A 16,307-nucleotide genomic window follows, 5' to 3' on the forward strand; every position below is an offset into this window, starting at 1 on the left:
CACGTGAGCTGCGTTTTTGAAAATAAAGTAGAAAACGACGTCCCTGCACGTTACGCAGTCCGAGTGCCTGTTATTCAAATAGCAGGAAACAGGGTGGTACCGCGATTTATCTCGTCCCTTTTTAGGGGCGATTTTTTTATATATTAGGAAAGTGTTCTTTCCTAATATATAAAAACGCTCCGCGAGGATGTGCACTGCGGCGTATAAGGAAGATGTCACAAGCGATCGCCGCAGGTGCCAGAATGTGCCAAGGCACATTCTTTTTTCTGCCACAGGAAATTTTATTTCCTGTTATAGTTGCAAATGAATAGACAAAACAAGTTTTAAGGAGGATATCATGAAAGAAAGACTTGAGAGCATCAAACAGGAAGCTATTAAGCAGATCCAGGCTTCTGATGTACCGGAGAAATTAAATGATGTACGTGTCAAATTCCTTGGTAAAAAAGGAGAACTGACAGCCGTATTAAAAGGAATGAAAGATGTAGCTCCGGAAGAACGTCCGAAGGTAGGACAGCTTGTGAATGAGACAAGAGCTGCTATCGAAGAACTTCTTGATGAGACAAAGAAGAAAATGGATGCTGCAATCCGTGAAGAAAAATTAAAACAGGAAGTTATTGACGTAACACTTCCTTCCAAGAAAAATACAGTAGGTCATCGTCATCCGAATACGATCGCTCTGGAAGAAGTAGAGCGTATCTTCATCGGTATGGGATACGAAGTTGTGGAAGGACCGGAAGTAGAATATGACCTTTACAACTTTGAAAAACTGAATATTCCTGCAGATCATCCGGCAAAAGATGAACAGGATACATTCTATATCAACAAAGACATCGTGCTTCGTACCCAGACATCACCGGTTCAGGCACGTGTGATGGAACAGGGCAAGCTCCCGATCCGTATGATCGCACCGGGACGAGTATTCCGTTCTGACGAAGTGGATGCAACCCATTCACCATCCTTCCATCAGATCGAAGGGCTGGTAATCGATAAAAATATTTCCTTTGCTGACTTAAAGGGAACTCTGGAAGTATTTGCAAAAGAACTTTTCGGACCGGATACCAAGACAAAATTCCGTCCGCATCATTTCCCATTCACAGAGCCAAGTGCAGAAGTAGACGTATCATGCTTCAAGTGTGGCGGAAAAGGCTGCCGTTTCTGTAAAGGATCAGGATGGATTGAAATCCTCGGCTGTGGTATGGTTCACCCACACGTACTCGAAATGTGCGGAATCGATCCGGAAGAATACACTGGATTTGCATTCGGAGTAGGACTTGAAAGGATCGCCCTTCTCAAATACGAGATCGACGACATGCGCCTCCTCTACGAGAACGATATCAGATTCTTAAAGCAATTCTAGTGAGCACACAATGAAAGGAAGCACGAGCGAAGCGAGTATTTACTTTCATGTGCGAACGGTACGACAAAATCAAAGAGCAGCGCGGAGAGCTGCTGGATTTTGGAGTCTGAATAAGGGAAATTTATAAACAAATCAGAAGGAGATATAAAATGGATACTTCATTATCATGGATTAAAGCGTATGTTCCGGAACTTGACGTAACAGCGCAGGAATATACAGATGCAATGACTCTTTCCGGAACAAAGGTAGAAGGTTTTACAAAGCTGGATGCTGATCTGGATAAGATCGTAGTAGGACAGATTGAGAAAATTGAGAAACATCCGGACGCAGATAAACTGATCATCTGTCAGGTAAATGTAGGAACAGAGACCGTACAGATTGTTACAGGTGCTCCGAACGTAAAAGAAGGAGACAAGGTACCGGTTGTTCTGGATGGCGGACGCGTTGCGGGCGGACATGAGCCTGGACAGAGAGTAGAAGGCGGAATCAAGATCAAAAAAGGAAAACTCCGTGGAGTCGACAGTTACGGAATGATGTGTTCCATCGAAGAACTTGGTTCAGACAGAAATATGTACCCGGAAGCACCGGAATATGGAATCTACATTTTTGATGATGACGCAGTTGTCGGAGAAAGTGCAGTAAAGGCACTCGGACTGGATGATGTCGTATTTGAATACGAGATCACCTCCAACCGTGTAGACTGCTTCAGCGTGATTGGTATCGCAAGAGAAGTTGCAGCTACATTCCGCAAAGAATTCAAGCCACCGGTTGTAACATCAACCGGAAATGATGAAGATGTCAATGATTACATCAAAGTAAAAGTAGAAAATACAGACCTTTGCCCACGTTACTGTGCAAGAGTCGTAAAAAATATCAAGATCGGACCTTCACCGAAATGGATGCAGAGAAGACTTTCTTCCGTAGGAATCCGTCCGATCAACAACCTTGTTGATATCACAAACTATGTAATGGAAGAATACGGACAGCCAATGCATGCTTATGATCTGGATACCATCGCAGGTCATCAGATCATCGTCCGCAATGCCCATAAAGGAGAAAAATTCGTAACACTGGATGGTCAGGAAAGAGAAATGGATGATTCTGTTCTTATGATCTGTGATGGCGAAAAAGCGGTAGGTATTGCCGGAATCATGGGTGGCGAAAATTCCATGATCACTGACAATGTACAGACCATGTTATTTGAAGCAGCATGCTTCGATGGAACCAACATCCGTAAATCCAGCAAGAAAGTCGGACTTCGTACTGATGCATCCGGTAAATTTGAAAAGGGACTGGATCCGAATAATGCAGAGGATGCAATCAACCGTGCCTGCCAGCTGATCGAAGAAATGGGAGCCGGTGAAGTTGTCGGAGGAATGGTTGATGTATACAGCAAGAAAAAAGAACCTGTACGTGTACCATTTGATGCCGACAAGATCAATGCACTTCTCGGAACAGACATCCCGGAAGAAGATATGATCAAATATTTTGAAAAGATCGACCTGGAATATGATGCAGAAGCAAAAGAAGTGATCGCACCAACCTTCCGTCATGACTTATTCCGTATCGCCGATCTTGCGGAAGAAGTAGCAAGATTCTACGGATATGATAATATCCCGACTACACTGCCTACAGGTGAAGCTACAACTGGTAAGCTTTCTTTCAAGCTTCGTGTGGAAGAAGTAGCAAGAAATATTGCAGAATTCTGTGGATTCAGCCAGGGAATGACTTATTCATTTGAAAGCCCGAAGGTATTTGACAAGCTCCTCCTCGACAAGGATGATCCGATGCGTCAGGCAATCCAGATCATGAACCCGCTTGGAGAAGATTACAGTGTCATGCGTACAACATCTCTGAATGGTATGCTGACATCTCTTGCAACAAACTACAACAGAAGAAATAAAAATGTCCGTCTATACGAGCTTGGAAATATTTATCTTCCAAAGGCACTTCCACTGACAGAACTGCCGGACGAAAGAATGCAGTTTACACTTGGAATGTACGGAGATGGAGACTTCTTCAGTATGAAAGGTGTTGTAGAAGAGTTCTTTGAAAAAGTCGGACTTCATAAGAAAGAAACCTATGATCCAAATGCAGGAAAGAACTTCCTTCATCCGGGACGTCAGGCAAACATCGTTTACGATGGAACGGTTGTCGGATACATGGGTGAGGTTCATCCGGAAGTTGCTGATATCTATGGAATCGGTGAAAGAGCATACGTTGCTGTCATTGATATGCCACAGATCACAGAGCTTGCAACATTTGAAAGAAAATACGAAGGAATTGCAAAATACCCGGCAGTCAGCCGTGATATCAGTATGGTAATGCCAAAATCCATCCTGGTAGGACAGGTTGAAGAAGTGATCGAGAACAAGGGTGGCGCTTATCTGGAAAGCTATAAGCTGTTCGATATCTATGAAGGCGCTCAGATCAAGGCAGGCTTCAAGTCTGTTGCTTACTCTATCACATTCCGTGCAAAAGATAAGACTCTGGAAGAAGCTGACATTTCAGCTGCTATGAACCGTATCTTAAAGGCACTGGAGGAAATGGGTATCGAGCTTCGTAAGTAGGCGAAAAGAGGTAAAAAGAATGAAACGACAGGATTTTTATTTTGATTTACCGGAAGAGCTGATCGCGCAGGATCCGCTTGAAGACAGATCCAGTTCCAGACTGCTTGTTCTTGATAAAAAAACCGGTGCAACCAGTCATCACATTTTCCGTGAGATCAAAGATTATCTCAAACCGGGAGACTGCCTTGTGATCAATGATACCAAGGTTATCCCGGCAAGACTGATCGGTGAAAAAGAAGGAACCGGCGGAAAAGTCGAAGTTCTTCTTTTGAAACGAAAAGGAAATGATGTCTGGGAAACACTTGTAAAACCAGGAAAGAAGATGAAACCCGGAGCAAGAGTCAGCTTCGGGGACGGTCTTCTGAAAGGAGAAGTTCTGGAGGTTGTAGAGGAAGGAAACCGTCTGATCCATTTTGAATACGAAGGAATCTTTGAAGAGATCCTGGATCAGCTTGGACAGATGCCGCTTCCGCCTTATATTACCCATCAGCTGGAGGATAAGAACCGTTACCAGACCGTGTATGCAAAGCATTCCGGATCTGCGGCTGCTCCGACGGCAGGACTGCATTTTACACCGGAGCTTCTGGAAGAAATCAAAGCAGAAGGTGTGGAGATTGCGCATGTAACGCTTCATGTCGGACTTGGAACTTTCCGTCCGGTAAAAGCGGATGATATTCTGGATCACCATATGCATTCGGAATTCTACCGGATCGAGGCATCTGAGGCAGAAAAGATCAACCGTGCAAAAGAGAGCGGACACCGAGTGATCTGCGTCGGAACGACAAGCTGCCGGACCGTAGAATCTGCAGCTGATGAAAACGGAAAGTTAAAAGAGTGCAGTGGATGGACAGAGATTTTCATATATCCGGGCTATAAATTCAAGGTACTGGACTGCCTGATCACGAACTTCCATTTACCGGAGTCAACGCTGATCATGCTGGTAAGTGCGCTTGCCGGAAGAGAGCATGTGCTTGCGGCATATGAAGAAGCAGTTAAAGAGAGATATCGATTCTTCAGCTTTGGGGATGCTATGATGATTGTGTAGCCTCCAAATCTAACAAATGTGAGGTTATCCCAGAAATCAGGAAAAAGTAAATAATGGGACAAGGAGAAACCCAGGAGTGTAAATGCTCCTGGGTATTTTTGCATCAAGAATCCTTATAAGTGAATGTATGGGACAGCCCATTGCGGAACACAACCGTTTCCGGACGCCCGTCTCTCAGGATGATAGAATCCAGAATTGAGACAAAGAAGTTTTTCAGGATCTCCGGATCCAGTGATTCAGCCAGATTTTCATAGTAGATGTACTGTTTATCTGCCAACTTCTGCGTCAGGATGAAGGAAGATGCCTGGCGGATAAATTCTTCATCGTTCATGGTACGCATCCATGGTTCCTGAGACATCATGCCAATAGCCTCGTTGATCTCCTGGAGCCGATCTGTGATCTGTTGCTTCCGGACAAGGTATTCACGTTCAGATATAGAATCATCGCTGTAGAGGTACAGATCATTCAGACGATCCAGAGCACGTTGCTGTTTCTTCTGATCTGCCATCATGCGTTTTAACTCCGGATCCATCTTAGGTTTTGATCGTGGACGCTTCAAGAGTACCGGATCACTTCCGGAACATTTCTCCAGCATATTGAGAAGAGACGCCAACCCGTCAGGATCTACATGATCGACATTAGAAAAAGTGCTGCCATGTAGCAAGCGCTTCTGGAGATCATCCGTGGAATGGATGTAAGCAAACTGCTTCTGAGCATTCAGGATATTCAGGATGTAGTTCAGAAGGAACTCGCCCAGGACAACATCCGAAGTATATTTTGCATGGCAAGTTTTCGTTTTCCGGACATTCGGGCATCCGTATTTTGACGGACGATATCCGGAGACGTGGAGCTTGCCTGGAGAAGCAGTAAAAGCGGATCCGCACTCTGCACACCAGACAAGTCCGGAGAATACGTGAACATTCTTCTGAGCCGTCTTTCTTCCTGGGGTATTCCGATACCGGGCATTCTTATCAAGGGTAGCTTGGATCCGATCGAACCGATCCGAATCAATGGAAGCCGGGTGGTGGTTTTCTACGATAACCCACTCCGATTCGTCCTTAATCGCTTTTCTTCCTGGAATCTTGTAATAGTTGTACCGATACACGCCTTTATACCACGGATTCCGTAAAATAGTCCACACTGCCACCGGGCTCCACATATTTCCGTTTCTGGAACGATATCCAGCCTCATTCAGCCTCCTGGAAGTATGTACAATGGATTGTGTATCTTCGTAGGTTTCTACCATGAAGTTGTAGATTTTGTTTTCCTCCGGATCAATAGAGAATACCTGAGTAGGCTTGTCATAAGAGTAACCATACGGAATACGCCCACCATTCCATACACCATTAGAGGCACGGTTAATCATAGTTGCTGTAACACGTTCTGATGTCATGTTACGTTCCAGCTCTGCAAATACTAGGATGATCTTCAACATAGCTTCTCCGATAGCTGTACTGGTGTCAAATTGCTCGTTTTTAGACACGAACGTGACACCAAGATCCTTCAATTCTGCATACATATTCGCAAAGTCCAGAAGGTTCCTGGAGATTCGGTCGATCTTCCAGACCAGTAAGTGAGTAAAAAGACCTTGCCGGATCTGTGACATCATTTTCTGATATGCCGGACGGTCGGTATTCTTTCCGGAATATCCGGCATCCTCAAAAATCACAAAGTCATCTGTATTCAGGATATACTTGCAGTAAGAAGTGAGATCCTGTTTCATCATTGGCAATGAATCTTTATCTATCTGGTAGACCGTGGAAACACGGACGTAAATCGCCACCCGGATAGGCGTTTCTGAGCCCGATCCGGGCATCTTAAAGTTTTTCTTCATAATTCCTCCATCAAAAAGAAATAGCCCCTCCACGGGGCTATACTTAGTTCACATACGGCATGTATTTATTCAGTGCCGCCCATACTACATTTTTGTCATCACGGCTTGCGACCTGATAACAAGCCAGTAGCCGTTGCAATTCCTGGACTTGCTCCTGGCGTTCTTTTTCTTCCTGAGTTTCAGTGCTGCTCATAAGTACACCTCCAGATATTTTATTTACAGTTGTTCTGAGATCCTGAAAAGATACCGGATCCGAAAGCTCTCTTATCCTGGAAAGAGAAACAGTTTTTGCGTGTCCGAAAGAGGCGTTAATATCACTGGTAAGAACTGGATAAAATTCCCAATTATCAGTATTTGTTACTGGAAGATCACAGAGAAAGCAGAAAATGTACATGTCCGAACATCGTTCCCTTTCACTCCAAGAATCTCCGGTAATATGATGGTGTCTATCTGCAATATCAAAAACAATCCGTTTGTTTTCAGAAATGGCACCACTTTCTGGATGCTTGCATGTGATCTTAGCTGATGATTTTATCTCGAAAGAAAAAGAGCCTGATACAAGATCACATTTTCCCCAGTGGCTACGCCGCTGCTCTATACCAAGAGCTTTCATCACAAGGAACTCCGCTAAGGCACCACGTACAGAAGAATCAATAGAGTACGATGCGTACCATTCCCAGAAGTCAACAGTAGAAAACCCAGAAGGGGAACCAAGGGTGCGAAAGTCCAACCAGCGGTCCATATTTTCAGTATGCAGCTTATCGGATAATAAATCGGATATATTACCGATGCGGTTTTTCTTTGAATCCATTTTCATCTTCCTCGCTATGTATTAAGTGTCATGGTAATGATTTCTTCGCCATGTAAAATATGGTAATGATATTATCCCCTTTTACGATCTGCGTACTTTTCCGGAATAACCATATGAGTACGGAGAAAGTCTTTACACATTTCCTGTTTATCGTCCGGAATGTGCGTGATGATCTCAATCCATTCAGGATCCAGACCGGAAACCTCAGTATAAAGCTTTCTCCCATATACCAGATAATCCAGAGATACGTCCAAATGCTCTGCAAGCTGCATGACAGTATCAATCTTTGGAATGGATCCTTCTTTCCATTTTCCGGTGCTTCCGGTACTCATATGTAATTCCTTTAAAACAGTAGTCACTGTAGTGCCTTTTTCTGCACAAACAGCTCTCAGATTATCGTAGAACATAAAATCCTCCTAAAAATAAACTCACTAAAAGAGTGTTTATGGCATTGACAAACTCACTACAGTGAGCTATACTAACAAACATAAACAACAAAACATAATCAATTTAATAATTGAAAAAGCACTTCTATCATACCAACAAATGTTAGGTAAGTAAAGAAGGAAAAGGAGGGAACTCATGGAAAAAAAGCTGTCTGCGTGGTGCAAAAACGCCAAGATCGAAATGATTAACCGTGATCTTAAAACCACAACATTAGCTAAGGAGCTGGATATGAACCGAAGCTATGTCAGTTCGATCTTGAACGGGCGTGTCTACAGTGCTCCGGCAGTCAAAAAGATTTCTGATTACCTGGGGATCGCTGACAGTGACACCACAACTGTATGATTAAATAGTAACTCACGGAGGGACGTTAGAACATGGAGAAAGAATGTATGAATTGCGGTGGAAGTATCTACTTTCAGTGTAGAAAAGAAGCTGCAAAATACAATGATAGGCTGAGTAGCCGTGAGGGAGCTTCCGAGATGCTGAATGTATCTGTATCAAGCCTGAGCAATTATGAGTTGGGACTGACACCAGTACCGACCGATGTTGTTGTAAGAATGGCTGACCTTTACGGAGCACCGGAACTGGAGGCTTGCTATTGCAAAAATGATTGCCCTATTGGAAAGAGGCAGAACATCGCAACAAAGATCCGGGGGATTGAGCAGATTACTTGTAGTCTCCTGAATCATGCAGACGATGATCGGTTACACAGTATTAAGAAAGGACTTCTCAGAATTGCCAGTGATGGAAAGCTGGATCCTGGAGAGGAGGAAGAGTTGAAACAGATAGTAGCATGCCTGAGCGATTTTGCGGATGACGTGATGGAACTCAGGATGTATTTGAAAAAACATGGAGGTACACCGGATGGAACTAATTGAGAAATTAAAAAAACAGCTGTCCGAGGAGTACGGGATCCATAGCGATCAGGAACTCATGGACGCTATAGCACATCAGAAACCTATTGACATTGGAGTATTCGTGAAGGAGGTAAACGGAATTGAGAAAGCTAGTTAAAGTATCAGCTATGCTTGCGATTGCGGCGATCATGCAGATCGGAGGATGCAAGCTGGCATATGCCGAGAGAGGATATAAGGCGATCGGGAGTGAAAGACTGATTTTCCCGGTAGTGCTCTTTCTTGAATATAAGGCTTTCTGCGAGCCGGGAGAATCCTTCTACGAAGATGAAGAGGAGGAGTACGATGCTTGATATTACAGCAGAAACAAAGAAAGTCCGTGAGGACATGGAAAAGCAAGGATATGTGCTGACCGAGGAAGAGTATCAGATCATCCTGGAGTACACGATTAGAAAGAGTGATCGGCGCGGAAAGGGCAGGGATTATGTACCGCTGCTTCTGGAGGATGAAATTAAGAATTACTACTTTCGCAACACGGTAACAGCCATCTCACTTATAAATATGGCAGTAGCCTAAAGGAGGAAAACATGGGACAGATGACAGCAGATCAGTACCTGGATCAGATCCAGAACCAGTTAATGAAAACCCTGACTGAGAAAAAAGACGCTATGCCGCCTGGGTTCAATCAGCAGAGATTCGCTCTGAACTGTATTACGGTGATCCGGGACATGATGAAGGATTACAAGAAAAGAGAACAGCTCCAGACGGTTGATATCAATTCAATCGTGCTCTGTATGATAAAAGGAGCATACCTGGGGTTAGATTTCCTGAACGGGGAATGTTATGCGATCCCGTATAAGGGTGAAATGACATTCCAGACCGACTACAAAGGTGAAATTAAGGTTTGCAAGCGGTTCAGTGATGATCCGATCAAAGATATTTATGCAAAAGTAGTCCGTGAAGGAGATGTCTACGATGAAGGAGTGGAGGCAGGCGTTCAGAAGTTGAGCTTTAAGCCAGTTCCATTCTCAAACAAAAATATCATCGGAGCATTTGCGGTAGTAATGTATGCAGATGGAACCATTAAATATGACAGTATGAGTGTGGAAGAGATCCAGCATACAAAAGATGTCTACTCAAAAGCGGCGAATAGCCAGGCATGGAAAGAATCATTTGGAGAAATGTGCAAGAAAACAGTCATCCGCAGACTGAGTAAGCTGATAGATCTGAACCTGGATAAAGTAGAGCTGATTAAGGCTTATGAAGAGGGATCCGGATTTGAGTTCGAGAATCAGCAGATCTCCGGAGGATCCAACAGACAGCCAGCACAGCTTCCGGGATCAGATAATGTGGTTGATGCCTTTGCACCGGGGCAGACGGCCGGGAAGAAAACGATCGAACAGAAGCAACAGCCGGCAGTAACACCGCAGGACTTCCGGAAAGCACCGGAGAGAGAACTGATCCCGGCAGAAGAAGCACCACAGAGCATGCCGGAGGAAGGCTTTATGATGCCGGAGGATTTTCCGGATAACGAGTTACCATTCAAGTAAGTAAATGGAGGATATGGGAATGAATGAATTACAGGTAGTAGTACAGCAGACACCAGGAACAGTAACATGGAATTATGAAGATCTGAAAAAGGCGATCACGAACGCTCTGGAAGTATACAAGACCACGGAGTACGATGATTCAAACATCGGTCAGGCAAAGAAAGACAGAGCAATGTTAAACAATCTTTCCAAGTCTGTAAACGCCAGAAAGATCGAGATCAAGAAAAAGTGTTTGGAACCATATGAGCTGATTGAAACCCAGGCAAAAGAGCTGATGGCGATTATCCAGGAACCGATTGCGGTTATTGATGAACGCCTGACAGAGTATGAAAATGCCAGAAGAAAAAAGGCAAGAGCTGTGATCCTGGAATATATGCAGAAAGCATTTGAAGGGATCGAACAGCAGATTGCAGATAAAGCCAAGAACGCTCTTTATGATGACCGCTGGGAAAATGCGACAGCTAAGAAATCAGAATGGCAGACTGCCATTGATGCCAGGGCGGATGTAATCAGGTCAGATCTGCAGGTTTTGGCTGGCATCGAGGAGAAATTCAGATCTTACGCCATGGATGCGTACAGACCGAACCTGAGACTTGCGGATGCAATGCAGAAAGTCCAGGAACTGAGAGCACAGGAAGCAGCCATCCTAAAAAGACAGCAGGAAGAGGAAGAGAGAAAGAGACGTGAGGAAGAGGAACGCCGCAGACGTCAGGAGGAGCTTGCGAAACGTGAAGCAGAACTTGCAGCTCAGAATCAGCAGGAGGAGGCTGCTCAGACATCCGGATATCCGGAAATACCGCAATCGGACATCGGAAGGACGATTGACAACATCGAAAGAGAGGCATTTGCCCGTGCGACAGCATCAACTCCGATCCAGGAACCAATCGTTGAGCTGGCACCGGAACCAGTTCAGGATCAGGAAATTCCTTTTGATCCGAAACCGAGCCAGACGATCAGAATCACGGGATCCCCGGAGGATTACCAGAAGGTAATTGAGTACATTAAGGCAATGGGAATTGACTACGAGGAGGTATAATTCATGGGCTTTCAGCTAACATCGGAGAATTATTACTCCGACATAGCCAATTATGAGTACATGTCAGTTTCTCAGTTCAAAGATTTTGCCGGAACATACGGCAAACTGGGATGTGAAGAGTGTGCGATGGCTAAGATTCGTGGGAAATATAAAGAACCGGATCGAACAGCACTCCTGGAAGGAAGCTACGTGGATTCCTTCTATGAGGGTACTCTGGATAAATTCAAAGAAGAACATGCAGAGTTGTTCAGACAGGACGGAGAATTAAAAGCAAATTTCATAAAGGCAGAAAAGGCGATTGCAAGAAGTTTGAGAGATCCGCTTTTCCAGGAATACATGTCTGGAGAAAAACAGGTCATAATGACCGGAGAGCTGTTTGGATCCAAGTGGAAGATCAAAATGGACAGCTACCATCCGGGCAGAGCGATTGTGGATCTGAAATACATGCAGTCACTCACAAAGTTCGGATATGTTCCGGACATCGGGTATCTGGATTTTGTCCGCTACTGGGGATATGACCTCCAGGGAGCTATTTACCAGGAGATCGTTTACCAGAACACCGGAAAGAGATTGCCGTTCTACATTGCCGGAATTTCCAAAGAAGAGGCAATGAACATCGAAGTGATCTACATACATGACAACTACCTGAAAGAGGCGATGAAGGTAATAGAAAGCCGGATGCCGAGGATCCTACAAGTGAAATATCACGGAGCGAAACCTGACCGATGCGAGCAGTGCATCTGGTGTAGAGACACCAAGGTGCTGACAAAGCCGATCGGGATCGGGGATCTGACAGCGAGTTTATAGTATGGAGGTGCAGGAGATGGCATGGATCACGGTGGATCAGAAGCTGATCGGAGGTAAATTAAGGGATTTTGCTAAGAGATCCGGAATCAGCCAGAATGAGGCAATCGGGATCCTGATTCGCCTCTGGCTGTGGGGAATTGACAATGCAGAAGAGAGTGGACGGATTGTAGCTGCCGAACATGAGGACATCGAGGAAGCGATCCGTCCGGGATTCCTGGAGATCGACCGGAGTACAATTTCAAATATCGTTGACAATTTGATTGAGTGCGGATGGATCGACCAAGAGAATGGCTCCTTATATCTGCATGACTGGATGGACTGGAGAAGTTACTATACGTCATATGAGCAGAAGAAAGCGAAACATGCGGAACGGATGCGAGATTATAGAGCCGGAAAGAAAAAGAGCCAGGATCCGGAACCGGAGAAAAAGCCGGAAGGATCCGGAAAGACGAAACGTAATGAGTATGCAGTAGCTTTTGAAGAGTTCTGGAAGGTCTATCCGAGAAAAGTGGATAAAGGAAACGCTTATAAGAAGTACCAGGCAAGATTGAATGACGGATATTCGGATGCGGAGTTGCTGACAGCTGCAACCAATTATGCGAACCAGTGCCAGAGAGACAAGACAGAGACAAAGTTCATAAAGCATCCAAAGACGTTCCTGAGCGATACAATGCCATTTACGGACTTCCTGGATAATAGAACCCAGGAGCCAGTGAAAACGTTCAGGAAAGGCGAAAATCCGTTCATGTAGACAGAAGGAGGATAACTGGAAATGGAAGTTGGAGGCATGTTGCCCTCTCATAGTCAGGAAGAGATAAGCCCGATCAAAGAGGGAGATTACGTTGGAGAAGATGGTCTGATCCGATGCGGAGTATGCGGCAAACGGAAACAGTTCAAAATTGAGATCTCAGGATTCAAGAAGATTGTGCCTTGCATTTGCAAGTGTAGATCTGACGAGATCGAAAAGGAAAAGCAGAAAGATGAATACGAACAGCGGATGCACGCTATTAACCGCCTGAAAGATGCTTCCATGATGGCAAGTAAGTTCCGGGATGCAAATTTCTCTGGATATAAGGTCAGGGAGGAGAACCAGGAAGCATACAAGCTGGCACTAAATTACGTGAAGAAATTCCGTGAAATGAAGGAAAAGAACCAGGGACTGTTGCTATACGGTCCGGTCGGAACCGGAAAGAGCTTCACTGCCGCTTGTATTGCAAACGCCCTGATGGAGCAAAACATCACAGTGATTATGACATCATTCGTGAAGATCCTCCAGGACATCGGAACCGGAGACGAAGCGAGCTACATACAGATTCTAAACAGTGCATCATTGCTTATCATTGATGATCTGGGAGCCGAGCGAAATACAGATTATGCCCTGGAAAAGGTATACAACGTCATTGACAGCCGGATCCGGACAGATAAGCCAATGATCCTGACAACGAACCTGGAGTTGTCGGAAATGCTTCAGACTACAGATATCCGCTACAGAAGAGTTTATGACCGGATCTTTGAAACATGTTATCCGGTTGAAATGCCGGGGAAATCCTTCCGGCAGATAGAAGCAGCACAGCGATTCAATGACATGAAAGAATTATTACAGTGAGGTAGAGAATGGGAAAGTTAGGAGAGAACATCAAACGGATCAGGGAAGAGATGGGACTGTCTCAGAGGCAGTTCGGAGAACTGATCGGAAAGAGTGATAGCCAGATCTGGAGCTATGAAAACGATAGAACAGATATCCTGGCATCAACACTTTATAAGATTGCGGCAGTAGCCAACGTAGATTTTAATAATCTGATGGCTGGCATTATCCCGGAGGAAGAACCGGAGAAAGAGCCAGATCCGGAGTGGGATGCAGAGCTGAGGATCTATAACATGGAGGATCGCCTGACAGTGATTAAGATCCTGGCGAAAAACGGGTACGATGTGGGACAGAATAAACGCCAGAAAGGGAAAGGAAATTCTCTGGATTATTTCGTACATGCAAAAGATCTTGCGACAAACGCCGACACATCGAAGTAGGAGGCAAACATGGAAGTAAGATTTACGATACGAGGAGAACCGAAAGGAAAAGGCAGACCAAGGTTCTGCCGAAATACCGGACATGCAATCACACCGAAAGATACCGTGAACTATGAAACACTGGTACGCACGGAGTACAGTGCTGCATACCCGGAATTTAAGTTCCCTGATGGCACGATGTTGGACATGCGGATCATGGCGTACTATTCCATACCTAAGTCTGCATCAAAAAAGAAAAAGGCATCCATGCTGGCAAATGAGATCAGACCGACAAAGAAGCCGGACATGGATAATGTAGTTAAGATCATAGCGGATTCGCTGAATCAGGTGGCATACCGTGATGATACACAGATCGTAGATTGCCAATGCCGGAAGTTCTACTCCGAGACACCAAGAGTAGAGGTAATCATACGATCTATTGAGCCAAAATAGGCAGGAAGGAGCGAAAGAATGAACAATTACGAAGAAATGAGGATTGAAAGCGATGTATTCGCCACAGCCAGGGAGAATTTTGATCTGCTGATGCAAAGGCTTTTCAAGAGTATGGAGAAAAATAACTCCGATGAAGGAAGCATTACTCTGAAAGTAGATCTGCAAATGAGCCAGGACTGGGTTCCGGATGGAAAAGGAGGATCTATTGAGATTAACAAGCCAGTAATCAAACATAAGGTTTCCATTGCGGTTCCGGTAAAAGATTCCATGGATGGCAAGAAAGACGCCGGAATGAACCTGGTATGGGATGAAGATCTAAAACGATACGTCCTAAAATACATCAATGAGGGAGGACAGCAGAGCCTCTTCGATCCGGATTATGAAGAGAACCTGAAAGCTGGAGCAGATCTGGACGAAAGTACAATGCTTCCTGGTCCATCAAACGCACTTCCGGAGGATAACAGTGTAATTGATGCAGAATTTAAGGAAGTGGATCAGTCCGAGGAAGCCGAAAATCAGGCAGATACGCCAGCAGATGAAGAAATTACCGACCAGGAGGAAACAAACGCTCCTGGAGGCGATACGGAAGCTACAGATAGCACGGATGGCAACGGAGGTTATGAGTATGAAGATCCAGAGGAGGGTATGCCGGAATGAGAAGAGAGAAAGCACCAGACAATTTCTCACAGTGTCGAAAGTGCGGAGCACGGATCCTATTCGTGAGGATGAAATCCGGGAAGAGCATGCCAGTCAACCCAAACTTCGTAAACTTCCGGAGAGATGGTGGTAAGGACAGAATTGTCCTTGCCAACGGAGAAGTAACATCCGGAACAATCGTAACCGATCCTGGGGAAGCTCAGGGATTCGGATATGTATCGCATTTTGCAACATGTGAATACGCACAGACATTCAGGAGGAAATAGGGGTAATGAAAGATTTTACAATCAGACGTGTGACGGATCCGAAAGAAGGTCCGATTGATGGAGTGAGTGCAGAGACTGTGGGAGTATATACAAAGTTCAGAGGAAAAGGTCTATTTCAGGCAGAGAAACGCATCATCAAGCAGGAAACAACGGATGTAGGAATTAAAGCAGCTGTATCAACCGGAGTAGTCAGTATCTATGACCGAAAGAGGGACTATGGGATAGCAGTTCCGATCACAGAGATTGCGGCGATCCTGAACGAAGCCTTGAGAGTTGGAATGACGGGAGGGACAAACCATGAGACAGTGTAAGGGAAGGTATTTCAAGGACGGAAAATTCTACGAGTTTGAGTTAGGATATTTCCACCAGTGGGGCTCTGACTATGAAGAGTTTGAAGCTGCCCCTGGAAATTTTACAACAGCTATCGTAGAACTTCCAGATGGAAAGGTGATCACACCGATGGCAAATGATATTCAATTCCTGACGAAAGCCTTATAAATAAAAATCCCCTGGTGCCATGCAGCAGACAGAGGATCTTCTAAAAATATTCGCTGATTAAAATTATAAAATGAAGATCAAAAAAAGTCAATGAAACGGACACCAGGGAGGTAGTAAG

Annotated in this window: 22 protein-coding genes and 1 other annotated feature (1 of these 23 only partly in view); of the genes, 19 read left to right on the forward strand and 3 right to left on the reverse strand. The window is 44.8% G+C overall.

The features are described 5' to 3' along the window. Window positions 1-122: a binding site (T-box leader), on the forward strand (it extends 99 nt beyond the left edge of the window). A gap of 215 nt (window positions 123-337) precedes the next feature. From pheS to queA, 3 genes are all read left to right on the forward strand, one after another. After that, window positions 338-1,357, forward strand: a complete 1,020-nt coding sequence (gene pheS, locus PG418_RS00795) for a phenylalanine--tRNA ligase subunit alpha (protein ID WP_008371846.1) — start codon at window positions 338-340, stop codon at window positions 1,355-1,357. A gap of 149 nt (window positions 1,358-1,506) precedes the next feature. Further along, window positions 1,507-3,927, forward strand: coding sequence for a phenylalanine--tRNA ligase subunit beta (gene pheT, locus PG418_RS00800; protein WP_498836949.1), 2,421 nt, complete (start codon window positions 1,507-1,509; stop codon window positions 3,925-3,927). Window positions 3,928-3,946: 19 nt separating this feature from the next. Further along, window positions 3,947-4,972 (forward strand): tRNA preQ1(34) S-adenosylmethionine ribosyltransferase-isomerase QueA, encoded by a 1,026-nt coding sequence (gene queA, locus PG418_RS00805; protein ID WP_177999076.1) that lies wholly within the window; start codon window positions 3,947-3,949, stop codon window positions 4,970-4,972. Window positions 4,973-5,075: 103 nt separating this feature from the next. On the opposite strand, the gene PG418_RS00810 is transcribed toward queA, so the two are convergent. From PG418_RS00810 to PG418_RS00820, 3 genes are all read right to left on the reverse strand, one after another. Further along, window positions 5,076-6,806, reverse strand: coding sequence for a recombinase family protein (locus tag PG418_RS00810; protein WP_242987423.1), 1,731 nt, complete (start codon window positions 6,804-6,806; stop codon window positions 5,076-5,078). 43 nt (window positions 6,807-6,849) lie between these two features. Next, window positions 6,850-7,617, reverse strand: coding sequence for a hypothetical protein (locus tag PG418_RS00815; protein WP_117636174.1), 768 nt, complete (start codon window positions 7,615-7,617; stop codon window positions 6,850-6,852). A gap of 71 nt (window positions 7,618-7,688) precedes the next feature. Next, window positions 7,689-8,024 carry a helix-turn-helix domain-containing protein gene (locus tag PG418_RS00820; RefSeq protein ID WP_117636173.1) on the reverse strand — a complete coding sequence of 112 codons (336 nt, stop codon included), beginning with the start codon at window positions 8,022-8,024 and terminating at the stop codon, window positions 7,689-7,691. Between the two features lie 175 nt (window positions 8,025-8,199). On the opposite strand from PG418_RS00820, the gene PG418_RS00825 reads away from it, so the two are divergent. Genes PG418_RS00825 through PG418_RS00900 form a run of 16 tightly spaced genes read left to right on the forward strand, consistent with a single transcriptional unit; the run spans window position 8,200 to window position 16,189 of the window. Beyond that, on the forward strand, window positions 8,200-8,406 hold the full coding sequence (locus PG418_RS00825; RefSeq protein ID WP_117636172.1) for a helix-turn-helix domain-containing protein: 207 nt from the start codon (window positions 8,200-8,202) through the stop codon (window positions 8,404-8,406). 32 nt (window positions 8,407-8,438) lie between these two features. Then, window positions 8,439-8,942, forward strand: a complete 504-nt coding sequence (locus PG418_RS00830) for a helix-turn-helix domain-containing protein (RefSeq protein WP_117636171.1) — start codon at window positions 8,439-8,441, stop codon at window positions 8,940-8,942. Beyond that, window positions 8,929-9,078, forward strand: coding sequence for a hypothetical protein (locus PG418_RS00835; protein ID WP_181974006.1), 150 nt, complete (start codon window positions 8,929-8,931; stop codon window positions 9,076-9,078). The genes PG418_RS00830 and PG418_RS00835 overlap by 14 nt, the downstream gene beginning before the upstream one ends. Then, the gene (locus tag PG418_RS00840; RefSeq protein ID WP_117636170.1) at window positions 9,062-9,271 is read left to right on the forward strand and encodes a hypothetical protein; all 210 of its coding nucleotides are present in this window, start codon (window positions 9,062-9,064) and stop codon (window positions 9,269-9,271) included. The genes PG418_RS00835 and PG418_RS00840 overlap by 17 nt, the downstream gene beginning before the upstream one ends. After that, complete coding sequence (locus tag PG418_RS00845) at window positions 9,264-9,494, forward strand: hypothetical protein (RefSeq protein WP_117636169.1); 231 nt, start codon at window positions 9,264-9,266, stop codon at window positions 9,492-9,494. Before PG418_RS00840 ends, PG418_RS00845 begins: the two co-directional genes overlap by 8 nt. An 11-nt stretch (window positions 9,495-9,505) precedes the next feature. Beyond that, window positions 9,506-10,468: a RecT family recombinase gene (locus tag PG418_RS00850; protein ID WP_117636168.1), complete on the forward strand. Its 963-nt coding sequence runs from the start codon at window positions 9,506-9,508 to the stop codon at window positions 10,466-10,468. A gap of 19 nt (window positions 10,469-10,487) precedes the next feature. Next, window positions 10,488-11,504 carry a DUF1351 domain-containing protein gene (locus tag PG418_RS00855; protein ID WP_498836950.1) on the forward strand — a complete coding sequence of 339 codons (1,017 nt, stop codon included), beginning with the start codon at window positions 10,488-10,490 and terminating at the stop codon, window positions 11,502-11,504. A 3-nt stretch (window positions 11,505-11,507) separates the two neighbouring features. After that, window positions 11,508-12,311 carry a PD-(D/E)XK nuclease-like domain-containing protein gene (locus PG418_RS00860; RefSeq protein WP_117636166.1) on the forward strand — a complete coding sequence of 268 codons (804 nt, stop codon included), beginning with the start codon at window positions 11,508-11,510 and terminating at the stop codon, window positions 12,309-12,311. 16 nt (window positions 12,312-12,327) lie between these two features. Continuing rightward, window positions 12,328-13,062, forward strand: a complete 735-nt coding sequence (locus PG418_RS00865) for an LvrA C-terminal domain-related protein (RefSeq protein ID WP_117636165.1) — start codon at window positions 12,328-12,330, stop codon at window positions 13,060-13,062. Between the two features lie 21 nt (window positions 13,063-13,083). Next, window positions 13,084-13,917, forward strand: a complete 834-nt coding sequence (locus PG418_RS00870; protein ID WP_242987420.1) for an ATP-binding protein — start codon at window positions 13,084-13,086, stop codon at window positions 13,915-13,917. Between the two features lie 8 nt (window positions 13,918-13,925). After that, the gene (locus PG418_RS00875) at window positions 13,926-14,336 is read left to right on the forward strand and encodes a helix-turn-helix domain-containing protein (protein WP_117636163.1); all 411 of its coding nucleotides are present in this window, start codon (window positions 13,926-13,928) and stop codon (window positions 14,334-14,336) included. 9 nt (window positions 14,337-14,345) lie between these two features. Next, the gene (locus PG418_RS00880; protein WP_117636162.1) at window positions 14,346-14,768 is read left to right on the forward strand and encodes a RusA family crossover junction endodeoxyribonuclease; all 423 of its coding nucleotides are present in this window, start codon (window positions 14,346-14,348) and stop codon (window positions 14,766-14,768) included. 18 nt (window positions 14,769-14,786) lie between these two features. Beyond that, on the forward strand, window positions 14,787-15,425 hold the full coding sequence (locus PG418_RS00885; protein WP_117636161.1) for a hypothetical protein: 639 nt from the start codon (window positions 14,787-14,789) through the stop codon (window positions 15,423-15,425). Further along, window positions 15,422-15,691, forward strand: a complete 270-nt coding sequence (locus PG418_RS00890; protein ID WP_117636160.1) for a hypothetical protein — start codon at window positions 15,422-15,424, stop codon at window positions 15,689-15,691. The genes PG418_RS00885 and PG418_RS00890 overlap by 4 nt, the downstream gene beginning before the upstream one ends. A gap of 5 nt (window positions 15,692-15,696) precedes the next feature. After that, window positions 15,697-16,002 carry a hypothetical protein gene (locus PG418_RS00895; protein WP_117636159.1) on the forward strand — a complete coding sequence of 102 codons (306 nt, stop codon included), beginning with the start codon at window positions 15,697-15,699 and terminating at the stop codon, window positions 16,000-16,002. Continuing rightward, entirely contained in the window at window positions 15,989-16,189 is a 201-nt protein-coding gene (locus tag PG418_RS00900; RefSeq protein ID WP_117636158.1) for a hypothetical protein, read from the forward strand. The genes PG418_RS00895 and PG418_RS00900 overlap by 14 nt, the downstream gene beginning before the upstream one ends. The last annotated feature ends 118 nt before the right edge of the window (window positions 16,190-16,307 follow it).

It is taken from the genome of Bariatricus sp. TF06-38A (genome assembly GCF_027690675.1).
Classification (GTDB): domain Bacteria; phylum Bacillota; class Clostridia; order Lachnospirales; family Lachnospiraceae; genus Allocoprococcus; species Allocoprococcus comes.

Coding starts and splice junctions, on each gene's coding strand:
- pheS (WP_008371846.1), top strand. CDS start 338: ATGAAAGAAAGACTTGAGAGCATCAAACAGGAAGCTATTAAGCAGATC.
- pheT (WP_498836949.1), top strand. CDS start 1,507: ATGGATACTTCATTATCATGGATTAAAGCGTATGTTCCGGAACTTGAC.
- queA (WP_177999076.1), top strand. CDS start 3,947: ATGAAACGACAGGATTTTTATTTTGATTTACCGGAAGAGCTGATCGCG.
- PG418_RS00810 (WP_242987423.1), bottom strand. CDS start 6,806: ATGAAGAAAAACTTTAAGATGCCCGGATCGGGCTCAGAAACGCCTATC.
- PG418_RS00815 (WP_117636174.1), bottom strand. CDS start 7,617: ATGGATTCAAAGAAAAACCGCATCGGTAATATATCCGATTTATTATCC.
- PG418_RS00820 (WP_117636173.1), bottom strand. CDS start 8,024: ATGTTCTACGATAATCTGAGAGCTGTTTGTGCAGAAAAAGGCACTACA.
- PG418_RS00825 (WP_117636172.1), top strand. CDS start 8,200: ATGGAAAAAAAGCTGTCTGCGTGGTGCAAAAACGCCAAGATCGAAATG.
- PG418_RS00830 (WP_117636171.1), top strand. CDS start 8,439: ATGGAGAAAGAATGTATGAATTGCGGTGGAAGTATCTACTTTCAGTGT.
- PG418_RS00835 (WP_181974006.1), top strand. CDS start 8,929: ATGGAACTAATTGAGAAATTAAAAAAACAGCTGTCCGAGGAGTACGGG.
- PG418_RS00845 (WP_117636169.1), top strand. CDS start 9,264: ATGCTTGATATTACAGCAGAAACAAAGAAAGTCCGTGAGGACATGGAA.
- PG418_RS00850 (WP_117636168.1), top strand. CDS start 9,506: ATGGGACAGATGACAGCAGATCAGTACCTGGATCAGATCCAGAACCAG.
- PG418_RS00855 (WP_498836950.1), top strand. CDS start 10,488: ATGAATGAATTACAGGTAGTAGTACAGCAGACACCAGGAACAGTAACA.
- PG418_RS00860 (WP_117636166.1), top strand. CDS start 11,508: ATGGGCTTTCAGCTAACATCGGAGAATTATTACTCCGACATAGCCAAT.
- PG418_RS00865 (WP_117636165.1), top strand. CDS start 12,328: ATGGCATGGATCACGGTGGATCAGAAGCTGATCGGAGGTAAATTAAGG.
- PG418_RS00870 (WP_242987420.1), top strand. CDS start 13,084: ATGGAAGTTGGAGGCATGTTGCCCTCTCATAGTCAGGAAGAGATAAGC.
- PG418_RS00875 (WP_117636163.1), top strand. CDS start 13,926: ATGGGAAAGTTAGGAGAGAACATCAAACGGATCAGGGAAGAGATGGGA.
- PG418_RS00880 (WP_117636162.1), top strand. CDS start 14,346: ATGGAAGTAAGATTTACGATACGAGGAGAACCGAAAGGAAAAGGCAGA.
- PG418_RS00885 (WP_117636161.1), top strand. CDS start 14,787: ATGAACAATTACGAAGAAATGAGGATTGAAAGCGATGTATTCGCCACA.
- PG418_RS00890 (WP_117636160.1), top strand. CDS start 15,422: ATGAGAAGAGAGAAAGCACCAGACAATTTCTCACAGTGTCGAAAGTGC.
- PG418_RS00895 (WP_117636159.1), top strand. CDS start 15,697: ATGAAAGATTTTACAATCAGACGTGTGACGGATCCGAAAGAAGGTCCG.
- PG418_RS00900 (WP_117636158.1), top strand. CDS start 15,989: ATGAGACAGTGTAAGGGAAGGTATTTCAAGGACGGAAAATTCTACGAG.